Source organism: Pseudomonas sp. GW823-FHT05G12 (genome assembly GCF_058795575.1).
Map to the genome: position 1 here is coordinate 5,497,484 of NZ_CM179501.1, position 23,970 is coordinate 5,521,453.

16 protein-coding genes are annotated in these 23,970 nt (G+C 62.4%); 3 read left to right on the forward strand and 13 right to left on the reverse strand.

Going from position 1 to position 23,970, the window contains the following annotated elements:
• Positions 1–2: 2 nt before the first annotated feature.
• The 3 genes from hldE to AC3RCM_RS25090 all read right to left on the reverse strand — a co-directional run bounded on the left by hldE (position 3) and on the right by AC3RCM_RS25090 (position 4,554).
• Positions 3–1,424, reverse strand: coding sequence for a bifunctional D-glycero-beta-D-manno-heptose-7-phosphate kinase/D-glycero-beta-D-manno-heptose 1-phosphate adenylyltransferase HldE (gene hldE / locus AC3RCM_RS25080; protein ID WP_003249449.1), 1,422 nt, complete (start codon positions 1,422–1,424; stop codon positions 3–5).
• Between the two features lie 130 nt (positions 1,425–1,554).
• Positions 1,555–3,363: a lipid A export permease/ATP-binding protein MsbA gene (gene msbA, locus AC3RCM_RS25085; protein ID WP_064492585.1), complete on the reverse strand. Its 1,809-nt coding sequence runs from the start codon at positions 3,361–3,363 to the stop codon at positions 1,555–1,557.
• Positions 3,364–3,378: 15 nt separating this feature from the next.
• Positions 3,379–4,554: an O-antigen ligase family protein gene (locus AC3RCM_RS25090; RefSeq protein WP_064492586.1), complete on the reverse strand. Its 1,176-nt coding sequence runs from the start codon at positions 4,552–4,554 to the stop codon at positions 3,379–3,381.
• 100 nt (positions 4,555–4,654) lie between these two features.
• On the opposite strand from AC3RCM_RS25090, the gene AC3RCM_RS25095 reads away from it, so the two are divergent.
• On the forward strand, positions 4,655–5,260 hold the full coding sequence (locus AC3RCM_RS25095) for a BUD32 family EKC/KEOPS complex subunit (RefSeq protein WP_020191475.1): 606 nt from the start codon (positions 4,655–4,657) through the stop codon (positions 5,258–5,260).
• A 3-nt stretch (positions 5,261–5,263) separates the two neighbouring features.
• Here the strand turns inward: AC3RCM_RS25095 and AC3RCM_RS25100 are convergent, their stop codons facing one another.
• The 9 genes from AC3RCM_RS25100 to putP form a co-directional block, all read right to left on the reverse strand.
• Positions 5,264–6,355: a glycosyltransferase gene (locus AC3RCM_RS25100; RefSeq protein ID WP_020191476.1), complete on the reverse strand. Its 1,092-nt coding sequence runs from the start codon at positions 6,353–6,355 to the stop codon at positions 5,264–5,266.
• Between the two features lie 37 nt (positions 6,356–6,392).
• Positions 6,393–7,166: a glycosyltransferase family 2 protein gene (locus tag AC3RCM_RS25105; protein WP_010955517.1), complete on the reverse strand. Its 774-nt coding sequence runs from the start codon at positions 7,164–7,166 to the stop codon at positions 6,393–6,395.
• Positions 7,167–7,231: 65 nt separating this feature from the next.
• A complete protein-coding gene (locus AC3RCM_RS25110) occupies positions 7,232–8,188 on the reverse strand; it encodes a glycosyltransferase family protein (protein WP_003249439.1) in 957 nt (318 codons plus the stop codon).
• 48 nt (positions 8,189–8,236) lie between these two features.
• On the reverse strand, positions 8,237–9,640 hold the full coding sequence (locus AC3RCM_RS25115) for a PIG-L deacetylase family protein (protein WP_064492587.1): 1,404 nt from the start codon (positions 9,638–9,640) through the stop codon (positions 8,237–8,239).
• On the reverse strand, positions 9,637–10,533 hold the full coding sequence (locus tag AC3RCM_RS25120) for an antimicrobial resistance protein Mig-14 (protein WP_064492588.1): 897 nt from the start codon (positions 10,531–10,533) through the stop codon (positions 9,637–9,639). Before AC3RCM_RS25120 ends, AC3RCM_RS25115 begins: the two co-directional genes overlap by 4 nt.
• Positions 10,533–11,663 carry a glycosyltransferase gene (locus AC3RCM_RS25125; protein ID WP_064492589.1) on the reverse strand — a complete coding sequence of 377 codons (1,131 nt, stop codon included), beginning with the start codon at positions 11,661–11,663 and terminating at the stop codon, positions 10,533–10,535. The genes AC3RCM_RS25120 and AC3RCM_RS25125 overlap by 1 nt, the downstream gene beginning before the upstream one ends.
• Entirely contained in the window at positions 11,647–13,404 is a 1,758-nt protein-coding gene (locus AC3RCM_RS25130; RefSeq protein WP_003249431.1) for a carbamoyltransferase family protein, read from the reverse strand. Before AC3RCM_RS25130 ends, AC3RCM_RS25125 begins: the two co-directional genes overlap by 17 nt.
• 192 nt (positions 13,405–13,596) lie before the next feature.
• Positions 13,597–14,433, reverse strand: coding sequence for a 23S rRNA (adenine(2030)-N(6))-methyltransferase RlmJ (locus AC3RCM_RS25135; RefSeq protein ID WP_492629239.1), 837 nt, complete (start codon positions 14,431–14,433; stop codon positions 13,597–13,599).
• Between the two features lie 106 nt (positions 14,434–14,539).
• Positions 14,540–16,018 carry a sodium/proline symporter PutP gene (putP, locus tag AC3RCM_RS25140; RefSeq protein WP_041167205.1) on the reverse strand — a complete coding sequence of 493 codons (1,479 nt, stop codon included), beginning with the start codon at positions 16,016–16,018 and terminating at the stop codon, positions 14,540–14,542.
• A gap of 355 nt (positions 16,019–16,373) precedes the next feature.
• Between putP and putA the strand changes: the two genes are divergently transcribed.
• Positions 16,374–20,327, forward strand: coding sequence for a trifunctional transcriptional regulator/proline dehydrogenase/L-glutamate gamma-semialdehyde dehydrogenase (gene putA, locus AC3RCM_RS25145; protein ID WP_492629240.1), 3,954 nt, complete (start codon positions 16,374–16,376; stop codon positions 20,325–20,327).
• A gap of 993 nt (positions 20,328–21,320) precedes the next feature.
• On the opposite strand, the gene AC3RCM_RS25150 is transcribed toward putA, so the two are convergent.
• Positions 21,321–22,004, reverse strand: a complete 684-nt coding sequence (locus AC3RCM_RS25150; protein ID WP_492629241.1) for a hypothetical protein — start codon at positions 22,002–22,004, stop codon at positions 21,321–21,323.
• A 142-nt stretch (positions 22,005–22,146) separates the two neighbouring features.
• Here AC3RCM_RS25150 and AC3RCM_RS25155 point away from each other — a divergent pair, with 142 nt between their 5' ends.
• On the forward strand, positions 22,147–23,949 hold the full coding sequence (locus AC3RCM_RS25155) for an acyl-CoA dehydrogenase (RefSeq protein WP_409313630.1): 1,803 nt from the start codon (positions 22,147–22,149) through the stop codon (positions 23,947–23,949).
• Positions 23,950–23,970 lie beyond the last annotated feature (21 nt).

Below are 23,970 nucleotides of genomic sequence, written 5' to 3' on the forward strand. Positions count from 1 at the left end.
GATCAGTTCTTGCGAATTTTCTCGACAATCGCCGTGGTCGAGCTGTTCTCGACCAGCCCCAGCACCTTCACGGTGCCGCCATAGCCCTTGACGATATCAGCGCCAACCACCTGGTCGATGCCATAGTCTCCACCCTTGACCAACACATCCGGCTTGACCTGGCTCAGCAGGTTTTCCGGGGTGCCTTCCGGGAAACTGATCACCCAGTCCACCGCGCCCAAACCGGCCAGCACGGCCATACGCCGGTCAACGCTGTTGATCGGCCGGCCCGGCCCCTTCAGGCGGCTTACCGAGGCATCGTCGTTTACCGCAACGATCAGGCGATCACCCTGGGCCCGCGCCTGCTCCAGGTAAGTGACATGCCCGGCATGCAGGATGTCGAAGCAGCCATTGGTAAAGACGATCTTCTCGTTGTGTGCCCGCGCGTCATCAATGGCCAGCAGCAGTTGCTCAAGGCCCAGCACGCCGCGTTCGGAGCCTTCCTCACGCTGGATGGCCCGGCGCAGCTCAGGGGCGCTGATGGCAGCCGTACCCAGCTTGCCGACCACAATGCCCGCCGCCAGGTTGGCCAGGGCCACCGCATGGGGCAGGTCCTCACCCGCAGCAATGGCCGCGGCAAGGGTGGAAATGACAGTATCGCCGGCACCGGTCACATCGAACACTTCGCGTGCCCGCGCTGGCAGGTGCAACGCCGGCTGACCAACGCGCAGCAGGGTCATGCCATGCTCACCGCGGGTGACCAGCAGGGCGCCCAGGTCCAGGTCCTGCAGCAACTGCAAGCCCTTGGCGACCAGTTCGGCCTCATCGACGCAACGGCCGACGATGGTCTCGAACTCGCTGAGGTTCGGGGTAATCAGGCTGGCGCCACGGTAGATGGAAAAGTCCTTGCCCTTGGGGTCGGCCAGCACCGGAATGCCCTTGGCCCGCGCCGCCTGGATCAGGTTTTGGTGATTTTTCAGTGCGCCTTTGCCGTAGTCGGACAGGACCAGCACCTTGACGCCTTCGAGCAGGCTGTCGACCTCCGCGCCCAGCGACAGTGGGTCGGTGGCGAACGGCTCTTCGAAATCGATACGCAGCAGCTGCTGGTGACGGCTCATGACCCGCAGCTTGACGATAGTCGGCTGGTGCGCGATGCGCTGGAACACCGAACGGACACCGGCAGCCTGCAGGCTGTTGGCCAGGCTGTCGGCAGCCTCATCCTGGCCGGTGACGCCGATCAGCGAAGCCGGCGCGCCCAGCGCAGCAATGTTCAAGGCAACGTTGGCCGCGCCGCCGGGGCGATCCTCGATCTGATCGACCTTGACCACCGGGACTGGCGCTTCAGGCGAAATACGCGAAGTACCGCCATGCCAGTAGCGGTCGAGCATGACATCGCCGACCACCAGTACCGGGGCTTGATCGAAACGCGGCATGGACAACTTCATGGGCAACCCATATGGAAATAATGAACAGGGGCAGGATATTAGCACAGGGTAGTCAATGGCTTTGTGGCCAGATCATCCCTGGAAAATTCCCGTGACAATCGGGGCCATGACGGCCCCGATCAAGGAGGGTTCAGGTGATATCGGCCTTGGCCGGCTCATCCAGCCCCATGGCATGCAGGCGGGCATAATGGCCATTAGCCGCAAGCAGCTCGGCGTGAGTACCGCGCTCGACCAGGCGGCCCTGGTCCATGACCAGGATCTGGTCGGCCTTCTCGATGGTCGACAGGCGATGAGCAATCACCAGCGTGGTACGGCCTTGCATCACGTGATCCAGGGCGGCCTGGATATGCCGCTCGGACTCGGTATCCAACGCCGAAGTCGCTTCGTCGAGGATCAGCAACGGCGCGTTTTTAAGCAGCGCACGGGCAATTGCCAGGCGCTGGCGCTGGCCACCGGAAAGCAGTACACCGTTCTCACCCACTTCGGTATCGAAGCCCTTTGGCAGCCGGTCGACGAACTCCTTGGCATAGGCATCGGCCGCGGCGGCTTCGATGTCTGCGCGCGGCGCGCCGGCCAGATCGCCATAAGCGATGTTGTTGGCCACGGTGTCGTTGAACAGGGTGACATGCTGGGTGACTTGCGAAACATGGCGACGCAGGTTACGCAGGCGATAGTGCTCGATCTCCACGCCATCGAGCAGGATCTGCCCCTTGTCGTGGTGATAGAAGCGCGGGATCAGCGCCGCCAGGGTGGACTTGCCACTGCCGGAGCGGCCGACCAGGGCGATCATCTGCCCGGGCTCGGCGACAAAACTGATATCGCTCAGCACTTCACGCTCGGTACCCGGGTAGGTAAAGCTCAGGTTACGCACTTCCAGGCGCCCTTCCACGCGTTCCTTCTCGACCGTACCAGTGTCCACTTCAGGCGCTTCGTCCAGTTGCTCGAAGATGCTCTCGGCACCTGCCAGGCCCTTCTGGATGGTCGAGCTGACTTCCGACAACTGGCGAATCGGCTTGGGCAGCAGGCCGGCAGCGGTGATATACGCCACCAGGTCACCAGCAGTAGAGTCCCCGCGCAGGAACAACACCAGGAACATCAGCGCAGCCATGGCGCTGTAGATCACCAGCTGAAGCATCGGCGTGTACAGCGAGCCGGTCTTGGTCATGCGCAGTTGCTTGTCGGTGTTGCTCTGGCTGGCCTGGCCGAATCGCTGCTGTTCGTAGGCCTCGCCACCGAAGCTACGGACCACGCGGTAACCCTGGATGGTTTCCGAGGCAACGTGGGTGACGTCGCCCATGGCTACCTGGATCTTTTTGCTCTGCTTGCGGAATTTCTTGCTGGCGATGCTGACCATAACCGCGATCACCGGCAAGATGGCGACCATCACCAGGGTCAGGTGCCAGTTCATCCAAAGCAGGTAGGCAAACAGGAACACCACGGTCAGGCCTTCGCGGATCACCACCTTGATGGCGTCGGTAGCGGCGCCGGTGACCATGGTCACATTGAAGGTAATGCGCGAAATCAGGTGCCCGGAGTTGTGGTTGTCGAAGTAGCGGTTGGGCAACACCAGCAGCTTGTTGAACAATGCCACCCGCAGGTCATGCACCAGGCTCAGAGAGACCTTGGCCAGGAAGTAGTTGCCGAGGAACGAGCCCAGGCCCTGCCACGCAGCGATCAGGATGATCAGCAGCGGCACCGCCTGCAGCAGTTGCAGGTCACGCAGGTAGGGGACGTTGGGGAACAATACCGCTTCGGGGTTGCTCAGCCCATCGACGAAGTACTTGAGGATGCCGGCCAGCATTGGCTGGGTCGAGGCAAAGATCACGAAACCGACAATGCTCAGCAGGAAAATGCCGACATAGGGTTTCACATAGCTCAACAGCCGGAAGTAGATCTTCAGGCTGGAGGTGTGCTCCGCTGGTCGCGGTGTTTCGGCCATTATCGAGCTCGCTGTTCAGGTTGAACCGGCAATTTTACCACAGGCGTCATTTTCGGCACGCCCCCATGGCAGCAACATGGCAAGGCCCACTGGCAGCCAGCTGATGAACCATTCGGCACGTGGCGTACCGGTGAGGCTGGCGGCATCGAACTGCATGGCCAGGGTCGAGTAGACCCAGAAGCCCAGCAGCACATTGCCGAACAGGGTGCCACGGGCGCGCACGATTTCGCCCAGCGTGAACAGCCACACCATTACCCACAGCAACATGCCGGGCAAGCCCATTTCAACGGCAACATGGGTGAACATGTTGTGGGTGTGATCGAAGTGCATGCCGACGGCGCTCACTTCGTAATCAGCCCCCAGGCCAAGACCAGTCCAAGGGTGCGCGGCAATCATCTGGAGAACGGCATGGAAAATTTCCGGTCGGTAGGACGAGCCCCGTTGGGCGATAACGTCGTACACGGCCCAAAAGGCCAGGCCGGTGGCAAGCAGTGCCAGAACAGAGAACACCCGGCTGTGGCGGTCACGGAACCACAACGGCGCCATCACCACGGTAATCACCAGTGCCAGAACCGCACCACGGCTCTGGCTGAGCATGGCGAAGGCCCCCAGGCAAGCCAGTACCGCCAGCCACAACACCTGCAAGCCACGCCGCCGAGGAGGCTCGTAGAGCATCAAGAGCACAGCCGAACCAATGACATAGGCCCCCAGGATGGGGTGGGATATTTCGCCGATACCCGCCAGCCTGAACAGCAGAGGCGCACGCTGCACCCCATAGAACTTGATGATGGAGACCAACGCAGCGATGGCCAGCAGCGCACTGCCAAGCAGCAATAACTGACGAATGCGGGCTTGGCCAAGCTGGGCCAACAGCGGAAACGCCAGCAGGAACACCAGAATGTAGAGCAAGCGCTTGAGCTCGCGCATGGGCTCCTCGGCGGGCGACCATGCCAGGCTCAGGCCGCTCCAGGCCAACAGCAGCAGCACACTCCCCCACAACGCCGGTTGCCGCCTCCAGGCTTGCACCAGCACACCTCGGGCCGACCAGGCCAATACCAGCGTTGGCAGCCACAAGAACAACACCAGACCTTGCTGATAAACCTTGTTGCTGGGTGCCAGGGCAATCGCCGCCAGGAACCAGACCAGGCCCAAACCTAACCACGCTTGTGCCCAGTTTTTTTGATACAACATCCTTTCCCCCGATGAATCAGAAACACCATCCATGGTGCTACAGCATTATTTTCGGCATTATTGCCGGTCATTTTGCTCGCCAGACGACAAGGCTCTATTCATGCAATGCTCCCGGCTCACCCAGGTCGACTTCGATCAGCTGACACTCGGCGCACAGGTGCTTGAGGCAGACAGCCATGGCGCCAAAGTCTACCTGCTCACAGATGGAAATTTCCTCAAGGTTTTTCGTAGGAAGCGTCTGATTTCATCTGCACTGCTACGTCCTTACTCGCAGCGCTTCGTCGATAACGCCGCGCGCCTGGCGCAACTGGGCATCCCTACCCTCGAAGTGATCAGCCAGCACAAGCTCGACCTGCCGGGCCGCACTGCGGTGCTGTATCGCCCGCTACCCGGGCGAACGCTGCTGCAGATGTCGCGCGATGACGGCTTCAGCTGGGACACTTACCTGCCACGCCTGATCGAACTGATCCGTCAGCTGCACCGCAGCGGCATTTATTTCCGCTCGCTGCACCTGGGCAACGTGGTGGTCACCCCCGACCAGCGTCTGGGTTTGATCGACGTGGCCGACATGCGCTTTTTGCGCCCGCCACTGTCGGCCCGCATGATTCGACGCAATGTGCAGCACATGGTGCGCTATATCGAGCGGGAGAACCTGGGCGACCGGTTCCCCCTTGCCGCCTTCGAGGCAGCCTTGCTGACACGCTGAAGGTCAGCTGCGCAACAGGCTCTGCGAGCCGCTGCAGAACGCCTGCCAGGCCTGCTCCGGTGCCAGTGCCTGGCGCTGCTTCGCGGCGATCGTCGATGCACTGAGCGCCGTACAGCGCTCAATCGCCTCAGCCCAGGCGCTTTCGTCGGCAACCGGCAGGTAGCCACCCGTGTCGCGCAATTGCTCGCGAAACACTTCCAGGTCGCTGCACACCACCGGTACATCGGCCATCACCGCCTCTTGCACCACCAACCCCAGGCCTTCGGAACGCGAAGGTACCAATAGCCAGTCGAATGCCCGATACAGCTGCTGCAGGTCTTCGCGGTGACCGCGCAGATGAACGCGCTCGGCCAGGCCCAACGCGTCGATACGCTGCTGCAGCACGGCATGCTGCGGCCCCTCGCCAATGATCGCCAGCTGCAAGCCCGGTTGCCGTGCACTGGCCCTGGCGAATGCCTCGATCAGCATTTCGAAGCCTTTGCTCTCTACCAATCGCCCTACCGCACCCAGCATCACCTCGGCGTCCTGAGGCAACTTCAGCGCCTGCCTGGCCTGGTCCCGGTTCAGCAAAGGCTCGACGAATGCAAGCGGGTCGAGCGCCATGCGCAGCGTCTGCACCGGCCTGCCCAGGTCACGCTCCAGCGACTCGGCCAACGTCTGTGATACCGCCGCGATACTCAGACGCTCGGACGGAAAACTCTGCAACAAGCGGATATCGCTGGCATGCAGACGCGTCTTGCCATGGAACAGGACCTTGGCACGTACGTGCCCGATGCGTTGCAACAACGGCAGCACCAACCGGGCGACGCCAATACCATCGAGCAGCACCACTTCTGCCCCGGCCTCGGCCAATGCCTTGCGCAAGCGCATACGCAGCCACGGGCGCAGCAAGCGCCACAAGTGCCGCCCTTTGAGCGCACGTGAGGGCATATGCCATTCCCGGGTCGAACCGAGCCCACAGCAGAGCCCGCTCCCCAGCAGCAGCCAGTTACTGATCCGGGCATCGGCACCCGCGTTCGACAAGACCTGCCGGTGCACCTTGTGGATGGACATGTACGGCGTTCCACCCGCCCACATCATATTGACGATGTTCATGGGCCCTCTCCCGCTCAAGTCAGGTGGGACAGCGACTTCATTGAACAAAAATGGTGATTCCCATGCCGATCAAGGCCCCCGCAACCAGCGTCAATGCCAGCTTCAACCGATCACGCTGACGACGCTTGGCCTTACGCTCCACTTCAATGGGCAAGGTCACGTGATTGCCGAATCCAGTGTGCAATACTGCGTCACCCTCCAAGGTGACCGCTGTCAGATTTAACTCAGCGTAGCGGCGGGAAAGCGCCTTTTCTCCAGCATAGGCGGCAAATGGCGCACAGCGCTGGTAATCGCTCAATCGGCGCAGCCCAGGGTTGAGCGAGAACGCCTGCCACTCGGCCTTGTCGGACAGCAGCGGATAGCACGGCACCCCAGCGATCACCTGGCGATCGCCCAAGTGGATGTATGGGCTGTGGATGGCCAGGTCGTGGGCATGGCTGCGCAACCAGACCTGCAAGATGTTGGGACTGACATCAAGGATGGCCTGCGAGTCTTCGACAAAGCCTTGGCGATAGAATTGCCAGTCGTCTTCGCAGTGAAAAATGTACGGCGTCTTGACCTGGCTGTAGGCCAGGTCGATAGACGGCAACTGGCCAAGTTTGGGCCGGTTGACGAACACCTTGCAGTGCGGCTTCCAGTGCGCCGGCACAGCGGCATGCACAGCATCATCGCCAGAGTCTTCGGTGATGAATACCTCGCGAATGGGCGCGGTGTTGTAGCGATCGAAACTCTCAAGGGTGTCTTTGAGCAGATCGAACCGCCCACAACTGGTCACGACGAGCGTGACGTCACTCTCATTTGAAAAGCGCACCGGATTCCCTCCGCATTACGACTATCGGCCTTCAACAACCCGCTCCTGGGCGTGAAAGCTCTTGTTTAGATGCCCAGCTTCAGACGCAGCCGCTGCCATGCAGACAATGGCGGGTGGGGCCTGAGCGCCGGGCGCATGTGGTCGACGATGCTACGTCCAACTGCGCCGAAACTAAAACGGGAAACCGCCAGATGGCGGCCATTTTCTGCAATCTGCCGGGCTAGCTCGGGGTTCGCGCGCAAACGACGGAGCTTTTCCTGAAGGGTCGGGATGTTGTCATAGAACACCACGTTGTGCATGTCTTGCAGGCCTAGCGCACGGTTCTCTTCCTCGCCCTGATCGTATGCCAGCAACACACAGCCACAGGCCATGGCTTCGAAGTTCTTGATCATGTATTCGCCCATGCCGACATCGGCACTGACGAAGAAACGAATACGGTTAAGCGTGTTGCAGTAGTCCTCGCCCGACTTGGTACGGGTTACCAACAGGTTCTCGACCTGCCCCAACTCGTCCAGCAGTGCCTTGCGGCCGCTGTAGGCCACGCTGTTGACGCTGCCGACAAAGGCCAGTTCGATATCACGCTCACGCCCTTGGTCAGCCAGCAACTGCTCGTCATAGCCCTTGGGCACGAACACCGCGTCGAAACCTTCCTGGCGCAAGCGCTCGCTGACCATGTAGCCGGAGCTGATCACCCGCGCCCATGGCAACTGGCGGTAATGAGCGCTGAACTTGCCGGTGTACTTGCACGGGATGTAGTTCTGGTAGGCGTCGTGCTCGAGAATCACCAGGTTCGGCACAGTGCGGATGAAGGCCACCTGACGGATCTCCTGCTTGAAACGCAGGAAGAACACGATGCGGTCATAGCGCTCGACTTGCACCTCACGCTTGAAGTAACGGCGCAGGTTGCGCTGATCCTGGCTGGTCAACCAGCGCAGGTCGCACTCGCAGTTGGCCGCGACGCCATCGTACAGGCGGTCAAGAATCGCCCGCTGTTCCTTCTGCACCAGAAATAGGACTTTCATTGCTTTCCTTGGGCGCTCTGCGCCTTCGCGGTCAACCATGGGGCGTGCTTACAGCTCACGCCGCCAGAACAGTTCGTGTCGGCGCACGGCCTTGCGGAAGAATTCGTTCTCCCCATAAGGCGATGGCTGTCGCCCGGCAAGCCAGCGTTGCAGCAGGCGGCGCAGGCGGCGCTTGAACGGTGCCGGCGGCTGCAGGTCATGCATCATGCCCAGGGCCATCGCCTTGTCGCGCTGGGTCGCGCAGTCCAGCACCAGGCTGCAGGGTGCCCAGGCCTGGGCAGCGCTCAATTGCGGCGGTAAAGCCACGCCATCGCCACTGTCGCCCATCGGCCAGCGGTCGTTATCGTGCAGGTGGTTGGCGTAGCACAGCAAGGTTTGCGGCTGCCAGGCCATGCCTTGCAAGGCTTCCAATACCGCCGCCTGAGCGCAGATATGGTCCGGATGGGGGTCTAGCTGCGGGTGCGGCATCACCAGCACCTCTGGTTTGGCCAGCTCCAGCAAGGCTCGCAGGTCGGCCAGCAGGTTGTGCCAGGTGGGTGCGCCATCACGGTCGCCCGGTAACGGGAACGGGTTGAACTGGCGGAACACGCGGATATCGGCCAGGTCGGCTTCACGTGAGGCGGCCGGCTGGTCGGGTGCTGCCTGCATGGCAGGCAGCTGCAGGCAAAAGTAGCCCAGCTGTATGCAACGCGACTCCGGCACGCCGGCCCAACGCGGCACGACGATGCTGTCCCAGGCACGCAGGCGCCCCTTCAGGCGCGCGGCCTCGGCCTTTGCCAGGCCCATCTGCTGGTAGTGCTCGGCCTCTATCTCACCGGCGGTCAGGGTCACCACCCAGCTTTCGTCGGCCTGGCTGTACAAACCATACGCGGCCAACTCGGCGTCGTCGGCATGTGGCGCGATCACCATCACCCGGCGCCGCTGCAGCTCGACCGAGGGGGTTATCCACAGGCGCAACTGACCCTGCAGCCGGCAATGCCGGCCGCGCAGTCGCAACGTACCGGCCTGCAGTGGCGCAGCAAGACCCGTCAGGTTAAGGAAGCGCACGCCATCGACGCCACGCTCGAACGCTTGCCGATCGGCCTGTTCGCCATCCAGCAGCTCGACCCGAGGGTCGAGAAAGCGCCCCAACCACCTGCTTTTTAGCCGCAGTTCAAGCACCAGGGTTTCGTCGCCCTGCAACGTGCAATCAGCCTTGAGCCAGCCATCGTGCAGGCTGGCAGGAACCTGCTGCACCTGATCGCCGAAGTCGTAGGCATAGTCCTCACCCGGTGCATAGAACAGGTGGTCGGCAAACCAGGCCTCATGGGCAGCCCAGAGCAGCGGCAACAACAGCAGTGGCAGCCACCACCAGCTGAAAACACCGAGGGCGACCAGCGCAACCAGGCCCGCCAGCAGCCCCAGGCGTTTGTTGTGCCGGTGGCGCTTGAGCAACTGCTGCTTGCGGCTCACGCTTGATACACCGGCACAGGGTTGCACCAGCGGTCCTTGTACTCACGGTCAGCACGACCGAACGAGAACCGCAGCGGCTTGTTGCGCGACCGGGCGTCTTCCCAGGCGGCCTGGGTATTGAGGAAGCTCAGCACGCTACCTGGGCTGAAGGCCTTGGTTTCAGGGTCGACGCCGCCATTGATGTACTCGACGCTGATCCACTCCGGCGCTTCGACGCGGTACACCAGCTGGATGGCAATCGGCTTACCGTCCAGCAGCAACACCGAGCCGATCAGCAGCTCACGCAGACGCTCCAGCACATCGGCCATACGCTCGGCACCGGTAGCCGGGAACCCCCAGCGGCGCAGGAACAGGTCGCAGTACATGCTGGCGATTTCCTGGGCACTGAAGTCGCTGATCGGGCGTACCACGCCACCCGCCTCTTCCAGCAGGCGCAGTTCACGGCGCTGGTTGTAGCGGAACTTCTTCGACAGGTCTTCAGGCGCCCGGGCCATGGCCAACTGCTCCTTCTGCGCCTTGAGGCCGCTGAAGCGGCCCTGGTTCAGTTCGGACAGGTAACGCATTGTATGGCGCAACGGCGCAGCGGCATCAGACGCCGCCGGCAGAATGATCTCGGCATTACCGAGGTCGAACAGGGCCTTCTTGCCAGCACGCTTCAGCACGTCCTTGGACAGCGCCAGGTGACGCCCCCAGGCCGGGATGGCGGCTTGCAGCTCGCCAGCCTGGTACCAGCCCAGGTAACGCACCGGGATCTGTGCCAGGTCCGCCAGTTGCTCGACCACCAGCGGATGGGTGGCGACACTGCCGCCAAAGCGCGCCCATACCTGGGCATAAGCATTGGCATCGATAGCTTGCCAACCGCGTTCGCGGAAGGCCTGGATACGATTGAGCATCAGGCCTGCCCCACCAACGCGCGCACCTGTGGGAGTTGCCAGAAGGCCTCGCGCACCGCCTGGTCAGAGAAACGCTCACCCAGGCGCTGCAGCATGTGCCTGGCACAGGCCTGGCGCTGCCCAGCGTCCAGTATGGCCATGTGCTGCAGGCCCTGGGCCAGCTGCGCGGCGTCGCCCAGCGGGAACAGCACGCCAACGCCCTCGACCACTTCGCGAGCACCGCCACAGGCCGTGGCCAACACCGGCACACCGGCAACCATCGCTTCGAGCAGGACCATGCCGAACGGCTCGTGATCGGAACTCAGCGCGAACACGTCGAAAGCCTGGAAATAACGGCGCGCATCCGGTACCTGGCCAAGAAAGTCGACTTGCCCGGCAATACCAAGCTCGGCGGCCAACGCCTTGAGCCTGGCCTCCAGACGCCCCTTGCCGAGGATTGCCAGGCGGGCGCCAGCCGGCAGCCCCGGCAATGCCTGGGCAAAACCGCGCAACAGGGTGGCCTGGTCCTTGTCCGGGTGCAGGCGCCCGACATTGCCGACGATCCATGCCTGAGGATCCAGGCCCAAGGCCTGGCGTGCGTCAGCGCGCGGCACCAGGGCTGCTTGCAGGGCGTCAATGTCGATGCGGTTGTACAGGGTCTGGATGCGTTCGGCCGGCCACTGCGGCAAGCAACGGCGCATATCGTCACGTACCGCGTCCGAAACACCCAACAGGCTCAGACGCTTGCTGAACAGGTTCGCGAACAAGCGGCGGCCTTTGCGCTGGTAGTCGCCAAAGGCATGGTGCACACCAATCACCGGCAGGCCGGTCCCCAGCAGGGCAACGTAGATCGGCTTGAAGCGATGGGCGATGCAGAAAGCGAAATTGCGCTCGGCCGCAATGCGCCGCAATGCGCGGATGGCGCCGAGTTTCAGGCCACGCACGGCCTTGGAACTGAACTCAAGGAAGAGCACCTCGTCCGACGCACAGCCAGCCGCCACCTGCGCATCGGCGGCGCCGGTGAGGAATACCGTGGTCACCTGGTACCCACGCCCCTGAAACAGGCTGGCGTACTGACGGGCGCAGTCCAGGAACGGCCCGTCATAGCCATGGCAGAACTGCAGGATGCGCGGTTCAGAGCGGCTGGTCATACGGGGCCGCGCCGTCCTTCACAACCAGGATGTCTTCCATGATCAGGTACTGCAGGTCCGAGCCGAAGAACATGTTCAGGGCATCGGTCGGCGAGCAGATCATCGGTTCACCACGACGGTTCAGCGAGGTGTTCAGCGACACGCCGTTGCCAGTCAGGTCTTCCAGTGCCTTCATCATGTCGTAGTAGCGCGGGTTGTACTCGCGCTTGAGCACCTGGGCACGCGAAGTGCCGTCCTCATGCACCACTTCCGGCACGCGGGTCTTCCACTCTTCAGCGACTTCGAAGGTGAAGGTCATGAACGGCGCGGGATGGTCGACCTTGATCATCTGCGGGGCGACAGTGTCGAGCATCGACGGGCAGAAAGGTCTCCAGCGTTCACGGAACTTGATCTGGTGGTTGATGCGGTCAGCCACGCCTTCCACGCTTGGGCAGCCGATGATCGATCGGCCACCCAGGGCACGCGGCCCGAACTCCATGCGGCCCTGGAACCAGGCTACCGGGTTGCCATCGACCATGATCTGGGCGATCTGCTGCGGCATGTTCTCGAGTTTGCGCCACTTCGGCTGGTTCGGGTGACGGGCGCAGGCGGCGATCACGTCTTCGTTGGAGTACGACGGGCCGAGGTAGACGTGCTCCATCTTCTCGACCGGAACGCCACGGGCGTGGGAAACATAGGCAGCGGCGCCAACGGCAGTCCCGGCGTCGCCGGAGGCCGGCTGGACGAACAGCTCTTTCACGTCCGGACGGGCGATGATCTTCTGGTTGAGCTTGACGTTCAGCGCACAGCCGCCGGCGAAGGCCAGCTTGCCGGTTTCACGCAGGGTGTCGCCCAGGTAATGGTCGATCATCTGCAGCGCCAGTTTCTCGAACAGCGCCTGCATGCTGGCGGCGTAATGGATGTACGGCTCGTCGGCGATGTCGCCTTCGCGCTTGGGGCCCAGCCATTCGATCAGCTTTGGCGAGAAGTAGAAGCCCTTGCCCTTCTCTTTATAGCGGCGCAGGCCGATAACGTTGGCGTACTCGGTGTTGATGACCAACTCGCCGTTTTCGAAGCTGGCCAGACGCGAGAAATCATACTTGCTGGCGTCGCCATAAGGCGCCATGCCCATGACCTTGAACTCGCCATCGAGCATTTCGAAGCCCAGGAACTCGGTAATGGCACCGTAAAGGCCACCCAGCGAGTCCGGGTCGAAGAACTCCTTGATCTTGTGGATCTTGCCGTTCTCGCCGTAACCAAAGAAGGTGGTGGCGTACTCGCCCTTGCCGTCAATGCCGAGGATTGCGGTTTTTTCTTTGAAACCCGAGCAATGATAAGCACTGGAAGCGTGGGCCAGGTGGTGCTCGACCGGCTCGATCTTGACCTTTTTCGGGTCGAAGCCCAGTTGCTCCAGGCACCAGACGATCTTCTTGCGATAGCGCTTGTAGCGACGGTTGCCCATCAGGATGGCATCGAGTGCACGATCCGGGGCGTACCAATAGCGCTTGGCATAGTGCCACCGCGCCTTGCCGAACAGGCTGATCGGGGCGAACGGGATGGCTACCACGTCGACGTCGGACGGCTTGATGCCTGCCTGTTCCAGGCAGAACTTCGCCGACTCGTAGGGCATGCGGTTCTTCGCATGCTTGTCACGTACGAAGCGCTCTTCTTCGGCGGCGGCAATCAGCTTGCCGTCAATGTACAAGGCCGCGGAAGGGTCATGGCTAAGGGCGCCGGACAGGCCAAGAATCGTCAATGCCAAGGGATTAGCCTCTTCATTCGGTAAAAATGCGCCAGCGGCCTTTTGGGCGGATGGCGGCTAAAGGGCGGGATTATAACGCAAACATTGGAGGCACACCGCCCCCTTGTAGGAGCGGGTTCACCCGCGAAGCAGGCAACGCGGTGGATGGCACCGGCGTCGCCGGTGTTCGCGGGCAACCCCGCGCCTACAGGCTTACTCGGCGATCAGCCAGTCCATGCGGTAACTGCCGGCGGTCTGTGCCAGCTCTTTGGCCAGCCATGGCAGCAGCTCCTTAAGTTCATCCTCCAGCCCCCATGGTGGGTTGGCGATGGCCAGGCCCGAACCATTCAGGCCCTGCGGGCTGTCCTGGTGATGCACATACAGCTCGACCCGCAGCAGCTTTGGCGCGCCGGTGCTTGTCAGGTCCTGGTAGTAGCGGGTCAGCGAGCGCTGGTCCTTGATCGGATACCAGATGGCCGCAACGGTCTGGCGCATGCGGCCGATCGCCTCTTTCATGGCAGTGGTGCAGCGCTTGAGCTCATCGGCCTGCTCGAACGGCGGATCGATCAGCATGATCGCGCGCTTTTCCTGCACCGGCAGCAAGGCCCGCGGCACATGCCAGCCTTCACCCAGGTGCACGGTCACGCGCGGGTCTTTTTTCATGTTTTCTTTAAGGAGCGGCCCGTCTTCGGGGTGCTTCTCGTTGAGCAGGGCGCGGTCCTGCTGGCGCATCAGGCGACGGGCCAGTTCGGGCGACCCCGGGTAGTAGCGCAGCTCGCCATAGGCATTCAGCCGCTTGATGATGCGCAGGTAGTCGTCGGCCATGGCCGGCAGGTCATCGCGATTCCACAGGCGGGCTACGCCTTCCAGGTACTCGCCGGTACGGCTTGCCTGGTCGCCTTGCAGGTCGTACAGGCCGAGCCCTGCGTGGGTATCGATATAGGCGAACGGCTGCTCCTTGCGCGACATCAGGGCGATGAGGCGGGTCAGCACGATGTGTTTGAGGACGTCGGCGTGGTTGCCGGCGTGGAAGGCGTGACGATAGTTCATGGCAACTCCTGCGAAGGCGGCAAGTTTACCTTGCCTTGCAGGCGGAGTCAGGCCTGGCTGCTGATTGGCGGCACCCGCAAAGCAGGCGCCGCCAATTCAACGGGTGTTACTTGTCGGCGTGATACGCCGCATCAGCAGCTTCGAAGCGCTTGACCATCGTCTGCGAAGGGCTGCCCAGCTTGCTCACCAGAACAATGGCGATGCTGGCGAACAGGAAGCCCGGGATGATTTCGTACAACCCGAGGGTGTCGAAGTTCTTCCACAGGATCACCGTCAGCGCACCCACCACGATACCGGCCAGCGCACCGTTACGGGTCATGCCTTTCCACAGCACCGAAATCAGCACCACCGGGCCGAAGGCGGCACCGAAGCCAGCCCAGGCATAGGCCACCAGGCCCAGCACGCGGTTTTCCGGGTTGGCGGCCATGGCGATGGCGATCAGGGCCACGGCCAGCACCATCAGACGGCCGACCCACACCAGTTCGACCTGCGAAGCATTCTTGCGCAGGAAGGCTTTGTAGAAGTCTTCGGTCAGGGCACTGGAGCACACCAGCAGCTGGCAGCTCAGGGTACTCATGACTGCGGCCAGGATGGCCGACAGCAGGACACCCGCAATCCATGGGTTGAACAGGATCTTGGCCAGCTCGATGAACACACGTTCGTGGTTCTCGCTAACCGGGCCTGCCAGCTCAGGATGGGCCGAGAAGTAGGCAATGCCGAAGAAGCCAACGGCACAGGTACCCGCCAGGCACAGGATCATCCAGGTCATGGAAATGCGGCGCGCCTTGGCGATCGACTTCACCGAATCAGCGGCCATGAAGCGCGCCAGGATATGCGGCTGGCCGAAGTAACCCAGACCCCAGCCCATCAGCGAGATGATGCCGATGAAGGTGGCACCCTTGAGCATGTCGAAGTTCGCCGGGTTCACCGCCTCGATAGCGGCGAAGGTCTGGTCGAAGCCACCGGTGGAGATCAGCACGATTACCGGGGTCAGGATCAGCGCGAAGATCATCAGCGAAGCCTGTACGGTATCGGTCCAGCTCACCGCCAGGAAGCCACCAACGAAGGTGTAGGCGATGGTCGCCGCCGCACCAGCCCACAAAGCGGTTTCGTACGACATGCCGAAGGTGCTCTCGAACAGACGGGCACCGGCCACGATGCCGGAGGCACAGTAGATGGTGAAGAACACCAGGATGACGATGGCGGAAATGATACGCAGCAGCCCGCTATTGTCTTCGAAACGGCTGGAGAAGTAGTCCGGCAGGGTCAGCGCGTCACCGTTGTGTTCGGTCTGCACGCGCAGCCGGCCTGCCACGAACAGCCAGTTCAGGTAGGCACCCACTGTCAGGCCGATGGCGATCCAGGCCTCGGACAGGCCCGCGAAGTAGATGGCACCGGGCAGGCCCATCAGCAGCCAGCCACTCATGTCGGAGGCACCGGCAGACAGCGCGGTAACCACGCTACCCAGGCTGCGACCACCCAGAATGTAATCGGAAAGGTTGTTGGTAGCGCGATAGGCGGCGAAGCCGATCAGCACCATTGCTGCGATGTAGATCACGAAGGTGATCGTTAGTGGATTGCCCATGCGTGTGCCCTGGCGTTTGTTTTTATCATGCGCAACCACAGCGTTGGTGGTTGCACCCAGGCGGCGAATGCTATGCAACAACGCAAAGAAGGTGCAACCATTTTTCTTTTGCAAGTTGCACCTGCCCGTGCATTTTCCGACAAAGCCCACTTCTTGCTCCTTTCGGGAGCAAAAACCCGCTTTTTCAGAATAAATCGCACCGAAAGCGCCCCTTTTCAGGGTATGGGAATAGCTGTCGGACGAGTTGCACCTTTCACACGAAAAAATCGGGTTGCACCTGGTTGCACCCGAATTGTCCTGCAGATACTCTTGACGCCAGCTTAGGCCACAACCGTGGCAATAACGAGGATAAGAAATGGCGACTACCACCCTTGGGGTCAAACTCGACGACCCGACCCGTGAGCGACTCAAAGCAGCTGCGCAGTCCATTGACCGCACGCCGCACTGGTTGATCAAGCAAGCGATCTTCAACTACCTGGAGAAGCTCGAGGGTGGCGCCACCCTGACCGAACTCAACGGTCATGTCAGCAACCTGGCCGACGATGCCGGTGAAGTCCAGGCTGACCACAGCCACCAGTGCTTCCTCGAATTTGCCGAAAGCATCTTGCCGCAGTCGGTACTGCGCTCGGCGATCACCGCTGCCTACCGCCGACCGGAGCAGGAAGTGGTGCCGATGCTGCTGGAGCAGGCGCGCCTGAGCGCGCCACTGGCCGAAGCCACCAACAAGCTGGCCGCGGGCATTGCCGAAAAACTGCGCAACCAGAAAAGCGCCGGCGGCCGTGCCGGTATCGTCCAGGGCCTTCTGCAGGAATTCTCGCTGTCGTCTCAGGAAGGCGTGGCGCTGATGTGCCTGGCCGAAGCCCTGCTGCGTATCCCCGACAAAGGCACCCGTGATGCGCTGATCCGCGACAAGATCAGTACCGGCAACTGGCAGCCGCACCTGGGCAACAGCCCGTCACTGTTCGTCAACGCCGCCACCTGGGGGCTGCTGCTGACCGGCAAGCTGGTCAGCACCCATAACGAAACCGGCCTCACCTCCTCGCTCACCCGCATCATCGGCAAGAGCGGCGAACCGATGATCCGCAAGGGCGTCGACATGGCCATGCGCCTGATGGGTGAGCAGTTCGTCACCGGCGAGACCATTGCCGAAGCCCTGGCAAACGCCAGCCGTTTCGAGGCCAAAGGCTTCCGTTACTCCTACGACATGCTCGGCGAAGCCGCACTGACCGAACACGACGCGCAGAAGTACCTGGCGTCCTACGAGCAGGCCATCCACTCGATCGGCAAGGCCTCGCATGGCCGTGGCATCTATGAAGGCCCAGGCATCTCGATCAAGCTGTCGGCACTGCACCCGCGCTACAGCCGGGCCCAGTACGAGCGCGTGATGGAAGAGCTGTACCCGCGCCTGCTGTCGCTGACACTGCTGGCCAAGCAGTACGACATCGGCCTTAACATCGACGCCGAAGAAGCCGACCGCCTGGAGCTTTCGCTGGACCTGCTCGAACGCCTGTGCTTCGAGCCATCCCTGGCTGGCTGGAACGGCATCGGCTTCGTTATCCAGGCCTACCAGAAGCGCTGCCCGTACGTGATCGACTACGTCATCGATCTGGCCAAGCGCAGCCGCCACCGCCTGATGATCCGCCTGGTAAAAGGCGCCTACTGGGACAGCGAGATCAAGCGTGCCCAGGTCGAAGGCCTGGAAGGCTACCCGGTCTATACCCGCAAGGTGTACACCGACGTGTCCTACGTCGCCTGCGCCCGCAAGCTGCTGGCCGTGCCAGAAGCCATCTACCCGCAGTTCGCCACCCACAACGCCCACACCCTGTCGGCCATCTACCACATTGCCGGGCAGAACTATTACCCGGGCCAGTACGAGTTCCAGTGCCTGCACGGCATGGGCGAGCCGCTGTACGAGCAAGTGGTCGGCAAGATTGCCGATGGCAAGCTGAACCGCCCGTGCCGCGTGTATGCACCGGTCGGCACCCATGAAACGCTGCTGGCCTACCTGGTGCGCCGTCTGCTGGAAAACGGCGCCAACACCTCGTTCGTCAACCGCATCGCCGACCACTCGATTTCCATCCAGGAACTGGTCGCCGACCCGGTGGCCAGCATCGAGCGCATGGGTACCCAGGAAGGCAGTATCGGCCTGCCGCACCCACGCATTCCCCTGCCGCGCGATCTGTATGGCACTGAACGGGCCAACTCGGCCGGCATCGACATGGCCAACGAACACCGCCTGGCATCACTGTCCTGCGCCATGCTGGCCACCGCTCACAATGACTGGAAGGCTGCCCCGCTGCTGGCCTGCGCCGCCAGCGAGAGCGCTGCCGCACCGGTGCTGAACCCGGCAGACCACCGCGACGTCGTCGGCCATGTGCAGGAGGCCACCGTTGCCGACGTGGACAACGCCATCCAGTGCGCACTGAACGCCGCGCCGATCTGGCAGGCCACCCCGCCAGCCGAACGTGCTGCCATTCTGGAGCGCACCGCCGACCTGATGGAGGCCGAGATCCAGCCGCTGATGGGCCTGCTCATCCGCGAGGCCGGCAAGACCTTCGCCAACGCCATCGCCGAAGTGCGTGAAGCCGTGGACTTCCTGCGCTACTACGCGGTGCAGGCACGTAACGACTTCAGCAACGACGCCCACCGCCCGCTGGGCCCTGTGGTGTGCATCAGCCCGTGGAACTTCCCGCTGGCGATCTTCACCGGCCAGGTGGCCGCAGCCCTGGCTGCCGGCAACCCGGTACTGGCCAAGCCTGCCGAGCAAACCCCGCTGATCGCCGCCCAGGCCGTGCGCCTGCTGCTGGAAGCGGGCATCCCAGAAGGCGTGCTGCAGCTGCTGCCGGGCCGCGGTGAAACCGTCGGTGCCGGCCTGGTCGGAGACGAGCGCGTCAAAGGCGTGATGTTCACCGGCTCCACTGAAGTGGCCCGCCTGCTGCAGCGCAACGTCGCTGGCCGCCTGGACAACCAGGGCCGCCCGATCCCGCTGATCGCCGAAACCGGCGGCCAGAACGCGATGATCGTCGACTCCTCGGCACTGACCGAACAGGTCGTGATCGACGTGGTGTCCTCGGCCTTCGACAGTGCCGGCCAGCGTTGCTCGGCCCTGCGCGTGCTGTGCCTGCAGGAAGACTCTGCCGACCGCGTGATCGAAATGCTCAAGGGCGCCATGGCTGAAAGCCGCCTGGGCTGCCCGGACCGCCTGGCCGTGGACATCGGCCCGGTGATCGATGCCGAAGCCAAGGCCGGCATCGAGAAGCACATCCAGGGCATGCGCGAGAAAGGCCGCCCGGTCTACCAAGTCGCCATTGCTGATGCTGCCGAGATCAAGCGCGGCACCTTCGTCATGCCAACCCTGATCGAGCTGGACAGCTTCGACGAGCTGAAGCGCGAAATCTTCGGCCCCGTACTGCACGTGGTGCGCTACAACCGCCGCAATCTGGACCAGCTGATCGAGCAGATCAACAACTCCGGCTACGGCCTGACCCTCGGCGTGCACACCCGTATCGACGAGACCATCGCCAAAGTGGTGGAAACCGCCAACGCCGGCAACATGTACGTCAACCGCAACATTGTGGGTGCAGTGGTGGGCGTGCAGCCGTTCGGTGGTGAAGGCCTGTCTGGCACCGGCCCGAAAGCCGGCGGCCCGCTGTACCTCTACCGCCTGCTGTCGACCCGCCCGGCCGATGCCATTGGCCGCCACTTCCAGCAGCAGGACGGCGAAGGCAAGCCGGACCGCACTCTGCACGAACAGCTGGTCAAGCCACTGCACGGCCTGAATGCCTGGGCCGAGAGCAACCAGCTGGCTGATCTGGCCGCGCTGTGCAGCCAGTTCGCCAGCCAGTCGCAGAGCGGCATCGCTCGCCTGCTGCCAGGCCCGACCGGCGAGCGCAACAGCTACACCATTCTGCCGCGTGAGCACGTGCTGTGCCTGGCCGACAACGAAACCGACCTGCTGGCGCAGTTCGCCGCGGTACTGGCCGTTGGCAGCTCGGCGGTGTGGGTTGACGGTGAACCGGGCAAGGCCCTGCGCGCCCGCCTGCCGCGTGAGCTGCAGGCCAAGGTGAAGCTGGTCGCGGACTGGAACAAGGATGAAGTGGCGTTCGACGCCGTGATCCACCATGGCGACTCGGACCAGCTGCGCGGCGTATGCCAGCAGGTGGCCAAGCGTGCCGGGGCGATCGTTGGGGTGCACGGGCTGTCCAGCGGGGATCACCAGATTGCGCTGGAGCGCCTGGTCATCGAGCGCGCGGTGAGCGTGAACACTGCAGCGGCGGGTGGTAACGCCAGCCTGATGACCATTGGCTAATGGCTGAGGGTTGTTGAAGAAGAAGGAGAGCCTCGGCTCTCCTTTTTTATGCGTGCATGTCCTGAAGCAGGGGCTGGACTAACAGGTGCTCACCAGAACGTGGTCATGCCAACGGTGACTTGGGTGTCTTCTGTTGTTACCGTTTATCCCCTGGAAATTCTCGGCTGCCTGGGCCGGTCCTTTCGCGGGTAAACCCGCCCCTATACACATGCACAGGCCGTCGTGTAGGAGCGGGTTCACCCGCGAAGAGGCCGGACCTGCCGGCCAGTTTCTACCCGTCGTTCACCGTTGCCGCCACCACCGTATTCGCGGGTAAACCCGCTCCTACACCGGATCGCTGGCGGACACAGGTCGGTGGCTGGACACGGGCCGTCGTGTAGGAGCGGGTTCACCCGCGAAAGGGCCGGCCCTGCTGGCCAATTACCACCCGCCATTCACCGTTGCCGCCGCCACCGTATTCGCGGGTAAACCCGCTCCTACACCGGATCGCTGGCGGACACAGGTCGGTGGCTGGACACGGGCCGTCGTGTAGGAGCGGGTTCACCCGCGAAAGGGCCGGCCCTGCTGGCCAATTACCACCCGCCATTCACCGTTGCCGCCGCCACCGTATTCGCGGGTAAACCCGCTCCTACACCGGATCGGTGGCGGACACAGGTCGGTGGCTGGACACAGGCCGTCGTGTAGGAGCGGGTTTACCCGCGAAAGGGCCGGGCCTGCTGGCCAATCTTCACCCGTCGTTCACCGTTGCCGCCACCACCGTATTCGCGGGTAAACCCGCTCCTACACAGATTGGTGGTGGACACACATCGGGGGTTGGACACAGGCCGCTGTACGGTTTACCCGCGAAAAGGACCAGCCTAGACAGGCATATCAAAAAAGCCTTGCAGCAGGCTTCTACCCCAGCATCGTATTGTCTTCAAGGCAAGTGAAAGCGCGGGGTGGATCGGGGACTATCCGGAGCTCCCCTCAGACAGAGCTCCGGCCAAAAGTTGCTCAAACCATTGGTGAAAGCGCAATCAAAGCAGACAGCTGTGCTGCCATAAGCCCAATACCCAACAGCATCCAAAGCCAATTTGCCAGCGTGAACCGGCTGTTGGCCTTCCCTTCTTTGTCACCCGCACTGAAATTGATGCCCTTCTGCATGAACACCAGAATGATCAGCCAAGCTACCTGAATGGCTAAACCCGCAAAATAGGCCGGCCACAGCTGGCCTTCCAACACGACGCCGGCAGCCACCCAGACAACGCAAAAACCGTAATAGCCCAGCGTGAGCCCCAGGATGGACCACGGATAGGTTTTACCTGAGTCGCGAATATGGTCATTTGCCCTTCTCAATAATGGATAGATGAAGAACACTGCAAAAGCGCTTCGCCAGAGCGGACTTACGCGCTCTCCCGTTTTCTCTCTATGCAGACTCCAACTTTGATAGAAGCAATAAACCCAGTAGAAGCCCAAGGTAAAGAAAGTCATTACACCAAATTTCATGGGTGAGACTACGAAGAAGGGAACCTGGTTGCCGTTGGCCTCAGCCAAGTCAGCGGGGTGGGCATCACTCATCTGAAACGTTTCCTTGTGAACACCAAAACGCACATTCAAGGCCAACTGACATTCGATCCGCAGCAGTCCATTTCCGATCGGGATTGTGGGAAACGTCTCTATATTGTCCCGAGCAGGCATTACACGACCTGACCTTGCGTTGGTTTCACCAATAACCGGCAGGCTTCCCGGCGTTCTCAACCCATATCACGCAAACCTATTAACCTGTCTCCAGTCTCACCACGCTCCTACACTCGCAGCATCCCGCCTCAGGACCGCCACCATGCCCGAGACCTTGCTCAGCCCCCGCAACCTTGCCTTCGAGCTCTACGAAGTCCTCGACGCCGAAGCCCTGACCCAGCGCCCGCGCTTCGCCGAGCACAGCCGTGAAACCTTCGATGCGGCACTGACCACCGCCCGCACCATCGCCGAAAAGTATTTCGCCCCGCACAACCGCAAGGCCGACGAAAACGAACCACGCTACGTGGACGGCCGCGCCGAGCTGATCCCCGAAGTGAAGCCCGCCGTCGATGCCTTCCTCGAAGCCGGTTTCCTCAACGCCAACCGCGATTTCGAAGTGGGCGGCATGCAATTGCCCAGCCTGGTCTCGCAAGCCTGCTTCGCCCACTTCCAGGCCGCCAACGCTGGCACCACGGCCTACCCATTCCTGACCATGGGCGCGGCCAACCTGATCGAGAGCTTCGGCACTGAAGAGCAGAAGCGCCTGTTCCTGCAGCCGATGATCGAGGGCCGCTACTTCGGCACCATGGCGCTGACCGAACCCCACGCCGGCTCGTCGCTGGCCGACATCCGCACCCGCGCCGAACCAGCAGGCGACGGCAGCTACCGGCTCAAAGGCAACAAGATCTTCATTTCCGGCGGCGACCACGAACTGTCGGAAAACATCGTGCACATGGTGCTGGCCAAGCTTCCGGACGCCCCGCCCGGGGTCAAGGGCATTTCGCTGTTCATCGTGCCCAAGTACCACGTTAACCCGGACGGCAGCCGCGGCCCGCGCAACGATGTGCTGCTGGCCGGGCTGTTCCACAAGATGGGCTGGCGCGGCACCACCTCGACCGCGCTGAACTTCGGCGACAATGGCCAGTGCGTCGGCTATCTGGTCGGCCAGCCGCACCAGGGCCTGGCCTGCATGTTCCAGATGATGAACGAGGCGCGGATAGGCGTAGGCATGGGCGCGGTGATGCTGGGTTACGCCGGCTACCTTTACTCCCTAGAATACGCTCGCCAGCGGCCGCAGGGCCGGCTGCCGGACAACAAGGACCCACACAGCCCGGCGGTACCGATCATCGAGCACACGGATGTGAAACGCATGCTCCTGGCGCAGAAGGCCTACGTAGAAGGCGCCTTTGATCTGGGCCTGTACGCCGCGCGCCTGTTCGACGACACCCATACGGCCCCTGACGAAAACGCCCGCAAACCGGCGCAGGACCTGCTCGACCTGCTGACCCCGATCGTCAAATCCTGGCCCTCGGCGTTCTGCCTCAAAGCCAACGAACTGGCGATCCAGATTCTTGGCGGCCACGGCTACACCCGCGAATACCCGGTGGAGCAGTACTACCGTGACAATCGCCTGAACCCGATCCACGAAGGCACGGAGGGTATCCAGTCGCTCGATCTGCTCGGCCGCAAGCTGGCACAGCACAATGGTGCCGGCCTCAAGCAATTGATCCGCCTGATCGCCGCCACCTGCGAGCGCGCCAGCCATCACCCGAACCTTGACCCACTGCGTCAGCCGCTGGAGCAACTGGCCAACCGCCTGCAAGGCGTAACCCTGGCCCTGCTCGGCGACCTGGCCCAAGGCAAAGTCGCTGGTGCCCTGGCCAACTCTGCCTTGTACCTCAAGGCCTTCGGCCACTGCGTGATCGGCTGGCGCTGGCTGGAACAGGCGGTTCACGCCGAGCTTGGCATGCTCAAGGGAACGGCTGCTGATCGCGACTTCTACCTCGGCAAGCTGCAAGCTGCGCGTTATTTCCTGACCTGGGAAGTACCGGGCTGCCATAATGAGCTGGCATTGCTCGAGGCACACGACGATACCTGCCTCGGCATGCAAGACGGGTGGTTCTAGGGGGAGCCACCGTGTACACGG